The sequence below is a fragment of the Pseudomonas sp. 1152_12 genome, from assembly GCF_052850675.1.
Window position 1 is genome coordinate 220944 of sequence record NZ_VXCW01000004.1, and the last position, 17737, is coordinate 238680.

Annotated in this window: 14 protein-coding genes; 4 read left to right on the forward strand and 10 right to left on the reverse strand. The window is 59.6% G+C overall.

What is annotated here, in order from left to right:
* Positions 1 to 37: 37 nt before the first annotated feature.
* Genes FW764_RS08900 through FW764_RS08910 form a run of 3 tightly spaced genes read left to right on the forward strand, consistent with a single transcriptional unit; the run spans position 38 to position 3032 of the window.
* The gene (locus FW764_RS08900; RefSeq protein WP_446433613.1) at positions 38 to 1213 is read left to right on the forward strand and encodes an NAD(P)/FAD-dependent oxidoreductase; all 1176 of its coding nucleotides are present in this window, start codon (positions 38 to 40) and stop codon (positions 1211 to 1213) included.
* Complete coding sequence (locus FW764_RS08905; RefSeq protein WP_446433614.1) at positions 1210 to 2022, forward strand: aldo/keto reductase; 813 nt, start codon at positions 1210 to 1212, stop codon at positions 2020 to 2022. The genes FW764_RS08900 and FW764_RS08905 overlap by 4 nt, the downstream gene beginning before the upstream one ends.
* A gap of 41 nt (positions 2023 to 2063) precedes the next feature.
* Positions 2064 to 3032, forward strand: a complete 969-nt coding sequence (locus FW764_RS08910) for a metal ABC transporter ATPase (protein WP_446433615.1) — start codon at positions 2064 to 2066, stop codon at positions 3030 to 3032.
* 52 nt (positions 3033 to 3084) lie between these two features.
* On the opposite strand, the gene FW764_RS08915 is transcribed toward FW764_RS08910, so the two are convergent.
* The 3 genes from FW764_RS08915 to msbA form a co-directional block, all read right to left on the reverse strand.
* Positions 3085 to 4020 carry an NAD-dependent epimerase/dehydratase family protein gene (locus FW764_RS08915; RefSeq protein ID WP_446433616.1) on the reverse strand — a complete coding sequence of 312 codons (936 nt, stop codon included), beginning with the start codon at positions 4018 to 4020 and terminating at the stop codon, positions 3085 to 3087.
* Positions 4013 to 5437, reverse strand: a complete 1425-nt coding sequence (gene hldE / locus FW764_RS08920; protein ID WP_446433617.1) for a bifunctional D-glycero-beta-D-manno-heptose-7-phosphate kinase/D-glycero-beta-D-manno-heptose 1-phosphate adenylyltransferase HldE — start codon at positions 5435 to 5437, stop codon at positions 4013 to 4015. The genes FW764_RS08915 and hldE overlap by 8 nt, the downstream gene beginning before the upstream one ends.
* Positions 5438 to 5654: 217 nt before the next feature.
* Positions 5655 to 7460, reverse strand: a complete 1806-nt coding sequence (gene msbA, locus FW764_RS08925) for a lipid A export permease/ATP-binding protein MsbA (RefSeq protein WP_446433618.1) — start codon at positions 7458 to 7460, stop codon at positions 5655 to 5657.
* A 160-nt stretch (positions 7461 to 7620) separates the two neighbouring features.
* Here msbA and FW764_RS08930 point away from each other — a divergent pair, with 160 nt between their 5' ends.
* A complete protein-coding gene (locus FW764_RS08930) occupies positions 7621 to 9477 on the forward strand; it encodes an O-antigen ligase family protein (RefSeq protein ID WP_446433619.1) in 1857 nt (618 codons plus the stop codon).
* A gap of 43 nt (positions 9478 to 9520) precedes the next feature.
* Here the strand turns inward: FW764_RS08930 and FW764_RS08935 are convergent, their stop codons facing one another.
* Genes FW764_RS08935 through FW764_RS08965 form a run of 7 tightly spaced genes read right to left on the reverse strand, consistent with a single transcriptional unit; the run spans position 9521 to position 17674 of the window.
* A complete protein-coding gene (locus FW764_RS08935; protein WP_446433620.1) occupies positions 9521 to 10405 on the reverse strand; it encodes a glycosyltransferase in 885 nt (294 codons plus the stop codon).
* Positions 10402 to 11556, reverse strand: coding sequence for a glycosyltransferase family 4 protein (locus FW764_RS08940; protein WP_446433621.1), 1155 nt, complete (start codon positions 11554 to 11556; stop codon positions 10402 to 10404). Before FW764_RS08940 ends, FW764_RS08935 begins: the two co-directional genes overlap by 4 nt.
* Positions 11553 to 12437: a DUF6625 family protein gene (locus FW764_RS08945; RefSeq protein WP_446433622.1), complete on the reverse strand. Its 885-nt coding sequence runs from the start codon at positions 12435 to 12437 to the stop codon at positions 11553 to 11555. Before FW764_RS08945 ends, FW764_RS08940 begins: the two co-directional genes overlap by 4 nt.
* A 57-nt stretch (positions 12438 to 12494) precedes the next feature.
* Entirely contained in the window at positions 12495 to 13910 is a 1416-nt protein-coding gene (locus tag FW764_RS08950; RefSeq protein WP_446433623.1) for a PIG-L deacetylase family protein, read from the reverse strand.
* Positions 13907 to 14803 (reverse strand): antimicrobial resistance protein Mig-14, encoded by an 897-nt coding sequence (locus FW764_RS08955; protein WP_446433624.1) that lies wholly within the window; start codon positions 14801 to 14803, stop codon positions 13907 to 13909. Before FW764_RS08955 ends, FW764_RS08950 begins: the two co-directional genes overlap by 4 nt.
* Positions 14803 to 15933 (reverse strand): glycosyltransferase, encoded by a 1131-nt coding sequence (locus FW764_RS08960; protein WP_446433625.1) that lies wholly within the window; start codon positions 15931 to 15933, stop codon positions 14803 to 14805. The genes FW764_RS08955 and FW764_RS08960 overlap by 1 nt, the downstream gene beginning before the upstream one ends.
* Complete coding sequence (locus FW764_RS08965; protein ID WP_017138507.1) at positions 15917 to 17674, reverse strand: carbamoyltransferase family protein; 1758 nt, start codon at positions 17672 to 17674, stop codon at positions 15917 to 15919. Before FW764_RS08965 ends, FW764_RS08960 begins: the two co-directional genes overlap by 17 nt.
* Positions 17675 to 17737: the final 63 nt, after the last annotated feature.

Genomic DNA, 17737 nt, shown 5'->3' on the forward strand with positions numbered 1-17737 from the left:
TATACTGCGCCTCTTGTCTTGAACACTGAGGTCGCCCATGCCATCCGTTATTTCCACCGACGTTCTGATTGTCGGCGCCGGGGTTGCAGGCCTCTGGCTCAATGCGCGCCTGCGCAGCCAGGGGTTTTCCACGGTAGTGGTGGAAAGCGCCACCTTGGGTGGCGGACAAAGCGTGAAGTCCCAGGGAATTATTCACGGCGGTGCGAAATACGCCCTGCATGGTGCCCTCACTGGCGCGTCCGAAGCCATTGCGGATATGCCGCGCCGCTGGCGCGAAGCCCTCACGGGCAAAGGCGAGCTGGACCTCTGCGGCGTGCGCCTGCTGTCCGAGGCCCACTACCTCTGGTCACCCGGCACCCTCGCCGGCAACCTCACCAGCTTCTTCGCCAGCAAAGCCGTGCGTGGCCGCGTCGACCAGGTCAAAGGCGATGAGTTGCCACCGGCCCTGCAGGACCGTCGCTTCAAGGGCAAGGTCTATCGCTTGGCGGAATTGGTCATCGATGTCCCTAGCCTGATCGAACGCCTGGCACAATTGGCCGGTGACGGCTTGCTCGCTGGGCAGCACATCGAACCGCTGCTGGACAGTGACACGCTGGTGGGATTGAAGGTGGATGGCCGCGAGATCCGCGCTCAACGCATCGTGTTGAGCGCCGGTGGCGGCACGGCTGATCTGCTGAGCGCCCTGGGCCTCAGCCAGCCGGCCATGCAAAAGCGCCCGCTGCATATGATCATCGCCAAAGGCCCGGGCCTGAAGCCACTGTACGCCCACTGCCTGGGCGGCGGCACCAAACCACGCCTCACCATCACCACTCACCCGGCCGCCGATGGCAACTGGGTGTGGTACATGGGCGGCGACATTGCCGAAGCGGATGGCGTGGCACGTACACCTGAAGAACAGATCGCCACTGCGCAAAAAGAACTGGCGCAATTGCTGCCGTGGATCGACATGAGCCAGACCCAGTGGGCAACCCTGCGTGTCGACCGTGCCGAGCCGCTGCAATCAGGCCTGAGCCGTCCCGACAACGCCTTCCTCGCCGAACAAGGCCGCCTGTTGGTGGGTTGGCCGACCAAGCTGGCCCTGGCGCCGGACTTCGCTGATCGCGTGCTCAGCGCCTTGGAACGTGACGGCATCCACCCGAGCGTCACCCAAGCCCTGCCCGAGCTGCCAAAACCCGTCATCGGCCAACCTGCCTGGGAGCAACTGTTGCCATGAGCCTACCCACCCTGCACGACCTGCATCGCCCCCTGGGCAGCACCGGCCTGCTGGTGTCGCCACTGGGCCTGGGCACCGTGAAGCTTGGGCGCGACCAAGGGGTGAAATACCCCAGCGGCTTCCAGATTCCGGATGACGAAGAAGCGCGCATGTTGTTGCGCCAGGCCCGTCAATTGGGCATCAACTTGATCGACACCGCACCAGCTTATGGCCGCAGCGAAGAACGCCTGGGGCCGCTGCTGCGCGGCCAGCGCAAGGACTGGGTGATCGTCAGCAAGGTCGGCGAAGAGTTTGCTGATGGCGTGTCCCATCACGATTTCAGTGCCGCCCACACCCGGATGTCGATCGAGCGCAGCTTGAAACGACTTGAGACTGATTTTATCGACCTGGTGCTGGTGCACTCCGACGGCAACGATTTGCATATCCTCAACGACTGCGAGGTGTACCAGGCCCTGGCCGAGCTGAAGAAAGAGGGCAAGATTCGCGGGTTCGGCCTTTCCGGCAAAACCGTCGACGGTGGCGTGAAGGCTTTGGAGCAAGGTGATTGCGCTATGGTCACCTACAATTTGAACGAACAAACCGAGAAAGCCGTCATTGATTATGCGGCCGCCCATGGCAAGGGCATTCTGGTGAAAAAGGCCCTGGCCAGCGGCCACGTGTGCCTGGAGCCTGGAATGGATCCAATTCACGCCAGTTTCATGTTGTTGTTTGCGCAAACGGGTGTCGCCAGTGCTATTGTCGGGACCATCAATCCGCTGCACCTGGCCCATAACGTGGCGACCGCTGCCAAGGTCATTCGTCAACTCTGATGCCGCCGACGCGGCCGACCTCGTCGCAAAAAGGAGCCGACATGGCGCGCACGCTCATTAGAAAAAACCCCAGCAACTTTAAAACACTGCCGCTGCACGTCGAAGCCACCCCCGAAGGCCTGAGCTACCAGAGCGTAGGTATGCCGCTCAACTTCGCCCAAACCCTGCAACGACGCAAGCCGGTCGAGGTGGCAGACGCCGAGCGTTTCGCCCTGGAACTGGCGAACCTCGGCGTGTCAGTACGCCTGACCCTGCATTGGCAAAACAAGGATTATTGGGTGCTGGTGCGCCAACGCCGCCAAGACCGTGGCGATGTGGTGCTCAAGCTGATTTCCGGCTACGTCCCCGCTCACGAACTGAACCTGCCGCTGCACACCGCCATCCAGGAGATTGCCGAAGAGTGCCTGCTGGAAACACCGGAAGGTTGGCTGGGCGGGCGCTTCAATGACACGTGGCTGCCGGCGCCCTACTCTGCCGCCCTGCATTACCGTGAGGCCCTGCCATTTCGTTTGAGCCCGTTATCCGGCGCTGCACGTCCGGTGCGTTGCGCGACCACGCAATTGATCGAGCGCCCGCGGGCGTATGTGCACCTGCCGACGGCATCGCTGCAACTGATTTATGACTTGCGCCTTGAGGTACCGAAGGAAGCCAAATCACTGAGCCTGTTTCATGTGGATGAGCGGCTTGAAGGCGACCAACTGGTGGCGCGTCTAGACCGCCAGCGGCCGGACCTGTATCTGATGCCGTTGAAAGACGGGCAACCGCTGGCCGAGTTGTACACGGTGAAGAAGGACCAGCTGTATCCGGCCAGTACTCGCGGGTTATATCTGGCCGAAAGTTTTGCTCAGCAGGAAGGCTGGTTGGTGCGCGATGAGCGGATCCGGTGGAAGGATTGGCTGAGGCAGCAGGGGCTGGCGCAACCAGAAAAAGAGTCGAAGCTCAAACGGTTGACGGGCAAGGCGCGGCAGATGTTGCGCAAGATAGTGCCGAAGAATAAAGCCAGCCGCTGAATTCGAAAACAAAGCCTATCAATGTGGGAGCGAGCTCCCACATTGATTGTGCTCAGTCGTTAAGCAACCGCTCCAACCCCACCTTCAACGGCGTAGGCTCAGGCATCGTAAAACTCGCTAACAGTCGCTGGTTATTAGCCCGCGAGTGCCGAATATCCCCCGAACGTGCTGGCCCGTAAGTGATCGCGGGCAACTTACCCAGCACCTCTTCCAACGCCTCCAACACTTGCTTGAGCGTCGTCGTACGGTTCCAGCCAACGTTAATCGCACCCAACGGTGCCTCAGGCGCTTCAATGGCCTGCACCAACACATCCACCAAATCCCCCACATACATAAAATCGCGGGTTTGTTCACCATCACCAAATACGCTGATCGGCACACCCTGCTGCACACGCTCGCTGAAGATACTAATCACCCCGGAATACGGCGATGACGGATCCTGACGGGGCCCGAAGATATTGAAGAAGCGAAAAATCACCGGCTCCAGGCCGTGCTGGCGGCGGTAAAAGTCGAAGTAGTGCTCCCCGGCCAACTTGTCGGAGGCGTAGGGTGTCAGCGGCGCCTTGGTGGTCGCTTCGTCAATCGAGTCGCCCTCGCCATTGTTGCCATACACCGCCGCACTGGAGGCATACACCACCCGCTTGACCCCAGCCTTGCGCATGGCTTCGCAGACATTCAGGGTGCCGACGAAATTGCTCTGATGAGTACTCACCGGGTCGTCCACTGATGCCTGCACCGAAGCCACTGCCGCCAAGTGCACCACCGCGCTTGCGCCAACGGCGGCTTGCGCCACCAACTCAGCATTGGCCACATCGCCTTCGATCAGTTGGACACGCGGGTTGCCCAGCGGCAAATTGCTGCGCTTGCCCGTAGACAAGTCATCCAGCACACGCACGGAGTAGCCGCCAGCAAGCAATGCATCGGCAAGGTGCGAACCGATAAACCCGGCGCCACCGGTGATCAGGACCCACTTATCAGCGTTATTCATTGTTGCGGATCTTCTCGACAATGGCCGTGGTCGAGCTGTTTTCAACCAGCCCCAGTACTTTGACCGTACCACCGTAGGCGCTGACGATATCGGCACCCACGACCTGGTCGACAGCGTAGTCGCCGCCCTTGACCAGCACGTCCGGCTTGACTTGGGCCAGCAGGTTTTCCGGGGTGCCTTCAGAGAAGCTGATCACCCAGTCCACCGCACCTAACCCGGCCAATACGGCCATACGCCGGTCGACACTGTTGATCGGGCGGCCAGGGCCTTTCAAGCGGCTGACCGAGGCATCGTCATTGACCGCAACGATCAGACGATCGCCTTGGGCACGCGCCTGTTCCAGGTATGTCACATGACCGGCATGCAGGATGTCGAAACAGCCATTGGTGAACACAATGCTTTCGTTATGGGCGCGTGCATCGTCAATCGCCAACAGCAACTGCTCGATCGTCAACACACCGCGCTCGGAGCCTTCGGAGCGCTGGATAGCGCGGCGCAACTCAGGCGCGCTGATGGCCGCGGTACCCAGTTTGCCGACCACGATGCCCGCCGCCAGATTGGCCAAGGCCACGGCGTGAGGCAATTCCTCACCGGCGGCGATCGAGGCGGCGAGGGTGGAAATCACGGTGTCACCGGCGCCGGTGACGTCGAATACTTCACGGGCACGCGCCGGCAGGTGCATCGCCGGGTGGCCTGGGCGCAACAGGGTCATGCCGTGCTCGCCACGGGTCACCAGCAAGGCGCCCAGGTCAAGGTCGGCCATCAACGTGGCGCCCTTGGTCACCAGTTCGTGCTCATCGACGCAACCGCCGACGATGGCTTCGAACTCGCTGAGGTTTGGCGTGATCAGGCTGGCGCCCCGATAAATCGAGAAGTCCTTGCCCTTGGGATCGGCCAGTACCGGAATGTTGCGGGCCTTGGCGGCCTGTATCAGCATCTGGTGATTCTTCAGGGCGCCTTTGCCGTAGTCGGACAGGACCAGCACCTTGATGCCTTCGAGCAAACTGTCGACCTGCTCGCTAAGGGCCAGGGCGTCGGTCGCGAAGGGCTCTTCAAAATCGATACGCAGCAATTGCTGGTGACGGCTCATGACCCGCAGCTTGACGATGGTCGGCTGATGGGCAATGCGCTGGAACAGCGCGCGCACGCCAGCACCGCGCAGGCTGTTGGCCAGGCTGTCGGCGGCTTCGTCGTCGCCGGTCACACCCACGAGGGAGGCCGGGGCGCCGAGGGCGGCAATATTAAGGGCAACGTTGGCAGCGCCACCTGGACGGTCTTCGATTTGCTCGACCTTGACTACCGGTACCGGCGCCTCAGGGGAAATCCGTGAGGTACCGCCATGCCAGTAACGGTCGAGCATGACATCGCCGACCACCAAGACAGGGGCTTGATCGAATCGCGGCATGGACAACTTCATGGAGCAACCCACATACAAAATGAACAGGGGCGCGATATTAGCACAGGGTTATGGAAGGCTTGTGGAGGGTGTGCACAGAAGATAGTGCGACGGGCCTGCCATTGAATCCACCGAGGAACACATGTGGGAGCGGGCTTGCCCGCGATGGCGGTGAATCAGTCGAAACATTCGGTGACTGACACTGCGCTATCGCGGGCAAGCCCGCTCCCACAAGGTTTCAGGTGATATCGGCCGACACTGGTGCATCCAGGCCCATGGCATGCAGGCGGGCGTAATAGCCGTTCTGTGCCAGCAGCTCGGCGTGGGTACCACGCTCGACAATCCGGCCGTCGTCCATCACCAGGATCAAGTCAGCCTTCTCGATGGTGGACAAGCGGTGCGCGATCACCAGCGTGGTCCGGCCCTGCATGACTTTGTCCAGGGCTGCCTGAATGTGCCGCTCCGATTCAGTGTCGAGGGCCGAGGTGGCCTCGTCGAGAATCAGCAGTGGCGCGTTCTTGAGCAATGCCCGGGCGATTGCCAGGCGCTGGCGTTGTCCACCGGAAAGCAACACACCGTTTTCACCGACCTGTGTGTCGAAGCCTTTCGGCAACTGGTCGATGAAGTCCTTGGCGTAGGCATCCGCCGCCGCCGCTTCAACGTCCACCCGTGGCGCGCCGGCCAGGTCGCCGTAAGCGATGTTGTTGGTCACGGTGTCGCTGAACAAGGTCACGTGCTGCGTCACCTGGGCAATGTGCTTGCGCAGGTTGAGCAACTTGTAGTCCTCAACCTCTACACCGTCGAGCAGGATTTCGCCGCTTTCATGGTGGTAGAAACGCGGGATCAGGCTGGCCAGGGTCGACTTGCCGCTGCCGGAACGACCCACCAGCGCGATCATCTGCCCAGGCTCGGCGGTAAAGCTGATGTCCTTGAGCACATGGCGTTCAGTGCCGGGGTAGGTGAAATTCAGGTTGCGAACTTCCAGGCGGCCGCTGACTTTGTCGCGCTCAATAGTGCCACCGTCGACTTCCTGCTCTTCGTCCAGCTGTTCGAAAATGCTTTCAGCGCCGGCCACACCTTTCTGGATGGTCGAGCTGACCTCCGACAGTTGTCGAATCGGCTTGGGCAGTAAGCCCGCCAAGGTAATGTAGGCAACCATGTCACCGGCCGACGCGTCGCCGCGAAGGTAGAGCACCAGGAACATCAGCACCGCCATGGCGGTGTAGATCACCAGTTGCAGCAAAGGGGTGTAGATCGCTCCGGTGCGGGTCATGCGCAGTTGCTTGTCGGTGTTGCCCTGGCTGGCCTTGAAGAAGCGCTTCTGCTCGTAGACTTCACCACCGAAACTGCGCACTACGCGATAACCCTGGATGGTTTCGGAGGCAACGTGAGTCACGTCCCCCATGGCCACTTGGATCTTCTTGCTTTGCTTGCGGAATTTTTTACTGGCCGTGCTGACCATCACCGCAATCAACGGCAGGATGGCAATCATCACCAGCGTCAGGCGCCAGTTCATGAACAGCAGCGAAGCGAACAGGAAGATCACCGTCATGCCTTCACGGATCACCACCTTAATCGCATCGGTCGCCGCCCCCGTGACCATGGTCACGTTGAAGGTGATGCGCGAAATCAGATGCCCGGAGTTGTGGTTATCGAAGTAGCGGTTGGGCAGCGTCAGCAGGTTGTTGAACAACTGCACCCGCAGGTCGTGGACCAGGCCCAGGGAGACCTTGGCCAACAAGTAGTTGCCCAGGAACGAACCCAGACCCTGCCAGGCGGCGATCAGAATGATCAACAACGGCACGGCTTGCAGCAATTGCAGGTCACGCAGAAACGGTACGCTTGGGAACAGCACCGCTTCAGGGTTGGACAGACCGTCGACGAAGTACTTGAGGATGTACCCCAGCATGGGCTGGGTCGACGCGAAAATCAGAAATCCGACGATACTCAACGCGAACAAGCCGGCGTAGGGCTTAACGTACATGAGCAGGCGGAAGTATATTTTCAAGCTCGAAGGGCTTGCGCTCGGACTGGAGTCGGTCATATCACGCGGCGTTTTGAAAAAGGAGGCTGACTTTAGCACAGCTTCTCTGTTGTACTTGCACCCCGCATGACCCGTGGCCCGGTTGAATCCAACCGGCGACATTAAATAGCCACTACTTTAAGATAGTTGGTTTTCTCTTTTCTGGAATGGCTTCTACCGTATGCACTCCAAGCGCCTAACTTATGGCTCAAATCGCGTTTTCGACTTCCTGGTCCTATGGATTTTGCCCATTGGCTTGTTGTTGCTGCTGAGCTCGCTGTTCTACGTCACTAATCGCAATGTCATGCACCGGTTCTACTACGTTTTTTTCAGTGTGCCGACTTTGCTGTTGCTGTGCTTGCGCCCACGGGAGCTCAAAGAGTTGCTGCGTGAGCCTTTGGTGGTCGCCTTCCTGGCATTTTGCGCCTGGGCGCTAACCACCGTGCTGTGGAGCCCGGAACCCACCTATGATTCCAACCTGTTCAAGGTGCCGCTGCACACCTTCATGTTGTTTGCCGGCTGTGGCTTGCTGCTGCAATACCGCAACGATCTGCTCAAGCCGATATTTTTCAGCGCCGCGCTCATTGCGCTGGTGGTGAGCCTGTGCAATCTGGTGGCATTCGTCAAAGGCTTCGAGCCGGGCATGCGCATGATCGGTGGCCTTGGCGCCCTCGATAATCCATTGCTCAGCTCCCACGTCTTCGGCTTCTTCTGCATTTACTGGCTGTATGTGTGTATCACCACTCAACGCGTGCGGGTGTTGTGGTTCAGCGCACCGGCGCTGGCGATCATGACAGCCACCCTCCTGGCCACCGGCTCACGAACGCCACTGGTTGCACTGACGCTGGCCGCACTCTGGATCGCTGTTGTCAGCCGCAATCGTCGTTCCGCGCTGATGATCGTCACGCTGGTGCTGGGCGCTGCGGCGCTGCTTCTGTTTTATCCCGAATCCATCACTGAACGTGGCAGTTCATTCCGTTTTGAATTGTGGACCCTTACGTTGCAGCGTATCGCCGAGCACCCCTTGATCGGCCACAGTTTCAACGCCGAATTGAGCCTGGTTCTGGCCAACGGTTTCCAACTGGTCGAGCCCCACAACTTCGCCCTCGGTGTGCTCTATTACGTCGGCATCATCGGCTTTATCCCGTGGGTATTCATGCTTGGCTGGGGCCTCTACAAAGGTCTCAAGGAGAGGGCACAGCCACTGTTTATCCTCGGGTCCGCCCTGCTGGCCTATGGCATCGGCGCCGGCTTGACCGAGGGCGGCGGCATCCTCTCGCGCCCCAAGGAGCACTGGTTTCTGCTGTGGATCCCGCTAGCACTGCTGGCCGGCCTGAGCATCGCACAGCGTCGTCGAAGCCTGCTGCGCATGCCGGTCAAAACACCGACGCCACAGGACTTCGAAGCGCTGCAAAACGACGCTAGCGTCATCGAGGAAGATGGCCTTGGACCGAAAGTTCTGCGCTTGGAAGACGGCAGTTTCCTCAAGCTGTTCAGGGCGCGTCGCTGGTACACCACCGGTGGGTTCAGCCCTTATTCGCAGCGCTTCGCCAGCAACAGCGAACAGCTGGCGCGGCTTGGCATTGCTTCACCCCCGATCCTTGATCTGTATCGCTTGCAAGATGGCAGCAGTGCCGTGCGTTATCAGCCACTACCGGGCCTGACCCTGCGCCAGGCGCTGCAGAGCCTGGACAACAGCCTGCGAGAGTCGCTGATCGAACGCTTTGGGCGGTTCATGGCACAGCTGCACGAACGCGGTGTGTACTTCCGCTCGCTGCACCTGGGCAATGTCCTGCTTATGGAAGATGGCGAGTTCGGGCTAATCGACGTGGCCGATATGCGTATTTATCCGTCGGCACTGCGTAACACCCTGCGCCAGCGCAACGTGAAGCACATGCAACGCTATCCGCAGGACCGCAACTGGTTGTTCGAATCGCACTTTGAACAATTGGCCAAAGGGTATGCAACCGTTGCGTCGCCGCAAGCCACGGTGAAAATCCGCGAGCAGGTGCAGACACTGGCACGTCCAGCCGCGTAGCAAGCTCGCGAGTGCGCCCCTGGGCGGGGCGCACTAGGCGCGGTCAGTCTTTTTCCAGCGGGGAAAAATACAACCGGCTCAAGCCGCGCCACGTTTTTTTGTTCCAGGCCCGGAACGGGATCTGTGCCAACAGCTCGCGCGCCAACTTACGATCACGGTTGGCGGTCTTGAGGAACATGGAGCTGAGGAACTTGTAACGCACCTCGTCATACTGCGGGTGGTCACTGAACAACGCGTACGAGCGCAGGATGTTGTCGATCATGAATCGATGATTCTTGTACGAGTTGGTGGCGTGCTTGCGATAGCGGGCCATAACCACGCTCAAGCCGTCGATAAAGTACCCGGCGCGGGTAATTTTCAACTCGATCAACAAGTCTTCCAGGCGGATCTTCGGATCAAACCCACCGACCTTCTCCAGCGCCTCGCGCCGGATCATCAGCGTGGGGGCGGGCGGGTAGGGTTTGCGCTCCAGGAACATATCGTCGAAGTCCAGGCGCCGAAACGGTACGTCGCGGCGCTGGCGCTTCTCAGGAAACAGCTCGCCCTGGGCGTCGATCAGTTCGATGTTACCCGCGCAGATACCCACCTCCGGCTTGCCATCCATGTAGGCCACCTGGATCGCAATCCGCTCTGGCAACATGATGTCATCCGAGCCGAACGGTACGATCAGCGGGCCTTGGGAGCGTGCAATCGCACCATTGAGCGTGTTGGTCAGCCCTTGATTCTGCTGAACACGAAAGTCGAACGTATGGTGTTCCTGCAGACGACGAATGCGCTCGACGCTGTCGTCGGTCGATCCATCGTCAATCACCAACAGTTCAATGTTGGGATACGTCTGGTTCAAGACGCTGAGGATGCTCTGCTCGATGTAGGGAGCATGGTTGTAAGACGCAATGATCACTGTGACCAAGGGCTGACTCTGGTTCATACGTTGTTCCTGCGTGTTTGAGCCAATCCTGAATCAATCAGATCCAGGTATTCCTGGCGGAATACCTCAATATCGTGCTGCGCCTGGAGATACTGGTAGGCCTGCTCGCCTTTTTGCGCGAGTGCCTCATCAGACAACGCCAAGTAAGTGTCCAGCGCCTGAGTGAGTTCGGGAACATTAGCTGGCTCTACCGCCAGGCCGCCCGCCCCTTCAATCAGTGGCAACATGGCCGGAACGTTTGAAGCGATCACCGGCAGGCGACCACTCATGCCTTCCAACAGTGCCAGGCCAAGGCCCTCTGCCAGCGAAGGCATCGCCCAGATATCGAAGGCACGAACGTACTGCAGGGCATTTTCCTTGAAGCCCAACAAGTGCACGCGCCCAGTCAGGCCAAGGCTCTGGATCTGCGCGGCGAGATTGGACTCCTCGCGCCCCGCGCCGATGATGGCGAGCTGCGCATTAGGGTACTTATCTTTAAGGGCCGCGAACGCCTGCAACAAATAGGTGTGGCCTTTAACAGGCACCAGGCGCCCCAGTGCGCCGATCAGCCGCACCGACGGGTCGATGCCCAGCAACTCGCGTGCGCGTTCACGCGAATGCTGCAAGGCTTCGGCCTGCTCGATGTCGATGGCATTGGTGATTGCAAACGTATTGCTATCGGTAAACCCGCAATCGCAGCCCAGCAGGTACTGCTTGACCGCCGGCGACACACCAACAAAACGCCAGTGCTCGTCGATCCAGCGCTGCGCCTGCTTACGGCGGTAAAGACGGTCATACTCACCGAAGCCGTGGGAGATACCGATACACAGCGGAATCTTTAACCAACGGTTCAACTGCAACATCATGTTGACCGGTTTGAAACGGTTGCACACCACAACGTCAAACTTTTCCTTGCGGCAGTACTGATACAGCCGCCACATGGCACGCAGCCTCAACCCCTTGAGTGACGCGTCTGAAAACTCGAAGTACACGGAGGTCGCCGCACGACTGAGCGGTCCTCCAGGCGCTGGCCGGCCACGCAGGAACGCGGCGGTGACTTCATAGCGGTCCGTAGGCAATGCCTTGACGATCTGTTCGGCCAGGTCGGCAAAATCATGGGATTTAACATTGTAGTCAGGCTGCAATTGCAGAACCTTGAAACGCCGACTCATAACTCTCCTCGATGGAAACCGGTGGCATCAACAACCCAGGATGTCTCAGCAGCCAGCGTCTGGGTGTACTCGACGCTCGGCGGCGGCACCAACGGCCACTGATTACGTTTCCAGCAGACAAAATGGAAATACGGAAACTCCCGGTCACCATCCCTGTCGTTGGTCAAGCGGCCGTTGTTCCAGAACCATTGGTGCGGGAAACGATCACTGCCGTCATGCCACTTGATCACACCACCCGGCGTACTGAACGCCTCAGTGAACTCACTGCGACGGCGCCACGGGTTGAGTTTGCCAACCAACTGGAACAATGGCTTGGGAAAGTTCTTGCGCCACAGGAAAATCCTGCTGAACGCACCCTCATCCAGCGCATGATGCTCCTGATCGGCAAAGCGTGCTTTCCAATCCTTGATCTGCATGAAGACTTGGCGCTTTCTGGCGGTGTTACGCATCAGGCACAAATGACCAGCAACGCGTCGTTCATGGGTCGAGAACAAGTCATAACCGGCCAAGCGGTCAGCGGTGAAATACCGGCGCAAATTGCCATAGATCAGGTCCAGGTCGCCAAACGCCCAAAAATCGTAGCCTTCGAGCCGATCAACGTGGATATGCCCCAGCGCAGGCTTGATGTCACACAATTTATAAGCCGCCCGAGGCGCAAAGTTGATGTTCAAGCGGTTTGAAACCAGCGTGCAGTAATCGCCAAAGCTGATGCTTTCAATGCTGACATTATCTGGAACGTTGTCCGGTATCGGGCAATCACTGAACAACAGCCAATCAATATCCGCATTGTGTCGGCAGCTTTCGAGAAAAAACGGCATCCAGAAAGGCCATTGGCCAAAGTAAGGAATGAGGAAGAGGATGCGGGGGCACGGATTGATCACTGGGGACTCACTGTCATTTTTACGGGAGCGCTCAGCGCTCCACCACGTTGTTTAACGTTAATTGTGCTTGATGAACCAAAAAAGTTCGTGTCGCCGAATGGCTTTGCGGAAAAACTCATTCTCCCCCCAAGGCGAGAAGGTCCTTCCAGCCAGCAGGCGCTGTATGACTCGACGCACGCGCCGCTTGAGCGGCATCCGCGGTTGCAAGTCATGCATCATGCCCAGCGACATGGCTTTGTCACACTGCCGCTCTTCGGACACCGGCAGGCAATAAGGCCGCAGAGTGTACGTCGAATCAAAGCATGGCGGCAAAGCGATACCACTGCCCGAATCTCCCATCGGCCAGCGGTCATTGTCATGCAGATGGTTGGCGTAACCGAGCAATGTAGTGGGCTGCCATTCCAGCCCCTGCAGGGCTTCCAATACGGCTTGCTGCGCGCAGATATGGTCAGGGTGTGGGTCGAGCACCGGATGGGGCAGCACGATGACCTCGGGGCGAGCCATCAGCAGCACGGCGCGCAGGTCAGCCAACAAGTTGTTCCAGGTCGGCTGACCATCGGCATCCCCCGGCAATGGGAACGGGTTGAATTGGCGGAACAGGCGGATGTCGCTCAATTCAGCCTCTCGGGAGGTCACGGCACGATCAGGCTCAGCCTTCATCGCGGCCAACTGCAGGCAGAAATACCCCAGCTGAACGCACTGTTCCTGCGCCACCCCAGCCCAACGCGGCACTGCGACACTGTCCCAGGCACGCAACCGGCCCTTCAGACGTGCAGCCTCAGGCGTGCCCAGGCCCATGTGCTGATAGTGCTCGGCTTCGATCTCGCCGGCCGTCAAGGTCACGATCCAAGGTTGAGTCGCCTGGCTGTAAAGGCCAAAGGCGGCCAGCTCGGCATCATCGGCATGCGGCGCAATGACCATCACCCGTTGCTGACGCACATCGGGCTGACGGAATACCGACAGCACTGGCGCACCTTGCACACGGCAGAACCGAGCCTGCAGCAGCAGTTGCCCATCGAGCAAGGCTTGCGTCTGGCCGGTGAGGTTCAGATAGCGCAGACCATTGACGCCACGCTCGAACACCTGACGGTCAGCCCCCGGCAATCCAATAAACGGATCGATAAAGCGACCCAACACACCGCTCTTGAGACGCAGCGCAAGGATCAGGGTCTCATCGCCCACCAGCTCCAGCGCCTCGTCAAGCACCAACCGGCCGTTGGTCATAGTGACCTTGGGCTGTTCGGTATCCGCTGCAAATTGATACTGATAGTCGTCTTTGGGCGAGTAAAACAGATGGTCGGCAAACCAGGCTTCATGAGCCACCCAGGCCACCACCGCCAGCACCAGCGGCAGCCACCAGGCCACCAACACACCTACGCCAATCAACAGCAGTAAACCTACCAGCAAGCTCATGCGTTTATTGCGGCGGTGACGCTTGAGCAGCGCCTGCTTACGGCTCGTCGACTCACTCATATGTTGAATACCGGTACGGGGTTGCACCAACGGTCTTTGTACTCGCGGTCAGCCCGGCCGAATGAAAACCGTAGCGGCTTACCGGCCTCACGGGCCTGCTCCCAGGCACTTTGCGTATTGAGGAAGCTCAGCACACTACCAGGGCTAAAAGCACGGGTTTGAGGGTCTACGCCGCCATTGATGTACTCGACACTGACCCACTCCGGCGCTTCAACGCGGTAGACCAACTGAATAGCAATCGGCGCATCGTTGAGAAAAATCACCGAGCCGATCAGCCACTCGCGCAGCAACTCGATCACGTGTGCCATGCGCTCGGCACCGGTGGCGACAAAGCCCCAGCGGCGCTGGAACAAATCGCAGTAAATCGACGCCAGCTCGGCACTGGAGAAATCCTGCACTGGCCGTACCACACCGCCCGCCTCTTCCAGCAGACGCAACTCGCGGCGCTGGTTATAGCGAAACTTCTTCGACAATTCTTCTGGGGTACGCGCCATGGCCAGTTGCTCGACCTGGAGCTTGAGGCCGGCAAAACGGCCTTCATTCAGCGCTGACAGGTAGCGCGCGCGATGGCGCAAAGGCGCCTGGGCGTGCGCGGCGGCGGGCAGGATCAACTCAGCATTGCCCAAGTCAAACAGGCCCTTCTTGCCATGCCGTTTGAGTACGTCCTTGGACAAGGCCAAATCCCGCCCCCAGGTCGCAATGCACGCCTTGAGCTCGCCGCCTTGCTCCCACGCCAAGTAGCGCACGGGAATATCGGCCAGGCCAGCCAGGCGTTCAACCACCTGTGGGTGCGTGGCAACACTGCCACCATAACGCTGCCAGGCGCCACTGTAGGTAGACGCGTCAACGACGGACCAGCCACGTTCGCGCCAGCCTTGGAATCGATTGAGCATCAAGCCCTCGCGGTCAGTTCAGTAACGTGCGGCAGTTGCCAGAAGGTATCGCGAACCGCCTGATCCGAGAACCGCTGTTGCAGGCGTTCCAGCATCATTTCGGCACACTGCTGGTGTTGTTGACGGTCCATCGACGACAGGTGCCTAAGCCCCTGGCTCAGGTGTTCGGCATCACCGTAGGGAAACAGAATGCCCACGCCTTCGACCACTTCGCGGGCGCCACCACACGCGGTTGCCAGCAGCGGCACGCCGGCAGCCATGGCCTCCAGCAGCACCATGCCGAAAGGTTCGTGGTCGGAACTCAGGGCAAAAGCGTCGAACGCACGGAAATACCGGCGTGCGTCCGGCACCTGGCCGAGGAACAGCACCTGCTGCGCAATCCCCAGTTCGCGGGCCAACGCCTTAAGGTTCTTCTCCAGTCGCCCGGTGCCGAGGAGCGCCAGCCGACTCTGCGCCGGCAAATGCGGCAATGCCAAGGCAAAGCCTTTGAGCAAGGTCGCCTGGTCCTTGTCCGGGTGCAGGCGGCCGACGTTGCCGACCACCCACTCGTCCGGCGACAACCCCAGCGCATCCCGAGCGTCATCGGTCGAAACCTGCTGGGCTTGCAGGGCCTCGACATCGATGCGGTTGTACAGCGTCTGAATACGCGCGGCCGGCCAGGCCGGCAGGCAACGGCGCATGTCATCACGTACCGCATCGGACACACCGAGCAGGCTCAGGCGCTTGCGGAAAATCGAGGCAAACAGCTTGCGGCTGCGGCGCTGATAATCACCAAAGGCGTGATGCACACCTATCACCGGCAGGCGAGTGCCGAGCAAGGCGATGTAGATCGGCTTGAAGCGGTGGGCAATGCAAAAACTGAAATTGCGCGATGCGGCAATCTTGCGCAGCTCACGGATGGCGCCCAGCTTGAGGCCACGAATGGCCTTGGAGCTGAACTCCATGAACAACACGTCATCAGAGGCGCAACCGGCAGCCACCGCTGGGTCAGCGACCCCGGTGAGAAACACCGTGGTCACTTTATAGCCTGTGCCTGCGAACAGGCTGGCGTATTGCCGCGCGCAATCCAGAAACGGCCCGTCATAGCCGTGGCAGAACTGCAGGACGTGGCGCTCAGCCGACCGAGTCATAAGGGTCCACGCCGTCTTTGACGACCAGGATGTCTTCCATGATCAGGTACTGCAGGTCGGAGCCGAAGAACATGTTCAGCGCGTCGGTTGGCGAGCAGATCATCGCTTCGCCACGGCGGTTGAGCGAGGTGTTCAGCGACACGCCGTTGCCGGTCAATACTTCCAGCTCTTTCATCATGTCGTAGTAACGCGGGTTGTATTCGCGCTTGAGCACCTGGGCGCGGGAGGTGCCATCTTCATGGACCACTTCCGGTACGCGGGTTTTCCACTCTTCGGACACTTCAAAGGTGAAGGTCATGAACGGCGCCGGGTGATCGACCTTGATCATCTGTGGGGCCACGGTGTCGAGCATCGACGGGCAGAAAGGCCTCCAGCGCTCGCGGAACTTGATCTGGTGATTGATGCGGTCAGCCACGCCGGTCGCGCTTGGGCAACCGATGATCGAACGACCGCCCAGGGCGCGCGGACCAAACTCCATACGGCCCTGAAACCAGGCCACCGGGTTGCCGTCGACCATGATCTTGGCGATGCGCTTGGGCATGTTTTCGATCTTGCGCCACACCGGCTTGCTTTCGTGTTTGGCGCACGCGGCAATCACGTCTTCATTGCTGTAGGACGGGCCGAGATAGACGTGTTCCATCTTCTCTACCGGTACACCACGGGCGTGAGACACATAGGCGGCCGCGCCGACTGCGGTGCCGGCATCGCCGGACGCCGGCTGCACGAACAGCTCCTTGACGTCGTCGCGGGCAATGATCTTCTGGTTCAACTTGACGTTCAACGCGCAGCCGCCGGCGAAGGCCAGCTTGCCGGTGTCCTTAAGGATATCGCCCAGGTAGTGGTCGATCATCTGCAAGGCCAGCTTCTCGAACAGCGCTTGCATGCTGGCCGCGTAGTGAATGTACGGCTCGTCGGCGATGTCGCCTTCGCGTTTTGGACCCAGCCACTCGATCAGTTTTGGCGAGAAGTAGAACCCCTTGCCCTTCTCCTTGTAGCGGCGCAGGCCGATGACGTTGGCGTAATCGGTGTTGATCACCAACTCGCCGTTTTCAAATGAGGCCAGGCGCGAGAAATCGTATTTGCTGGCGTCGCCATACGGCGCCATGCCCATGACCTTGAACTCGCCGTCGAGCATCTCGAAACCGAGGAATTCAGTGATCGCGCCGTAAAGGCCGCCGAGGGAGTCCGGATCGTAGAATTCTTTGATCTTGTGGATCTTGCCGTTTTCGCCGTAGCCGAAGAACGTGGTGGCGTACTCACCTTTACCGTCGATGCCCAGGATCGCAGTTTTTTCCTGGAAGCCCGAGCAGTGGTAGGCGCTGGAAGCGTGGGCCAGGTGGTGCTCAACCGGCTCGATCTTGATTTTCTTCGGATCGAAGCCCAATTGCTCCAGGCACCAGACGATCTTGTTGCGATAGCGCTTGTAGCGACGGTTGCCCATCAGGATCGCGTCAAGGGCGCGGTCCGGGGCGTACCAGTAACGCTTGGCATAGTGCCAGCGCGCCTCGCCGAACAGGCTGATCGGGGCGAACGGGATCGCCACCACGTCAACGTCGGAAGGCTTGATGCCGGCTTGTTCCAGGCAGAACTTTGCCGATTCGTAGGGCATGCGGTTCTTTGCATGTTTGTCGCGTACGAAGCGCTCTTCTTCGGCGGCCGCGATCAGCTTGCCGTCGATATACAAGGCTGCGGAAGGATCATGGCTAAGGGCGCCGGACAGGCCAAGAATCGTCAATGCCACAGGGGTCTAGCCTCTTTTAGTCTGCATGCAGGCGGGTTACGCCTTAAAAAAGTGTGCCTCTCA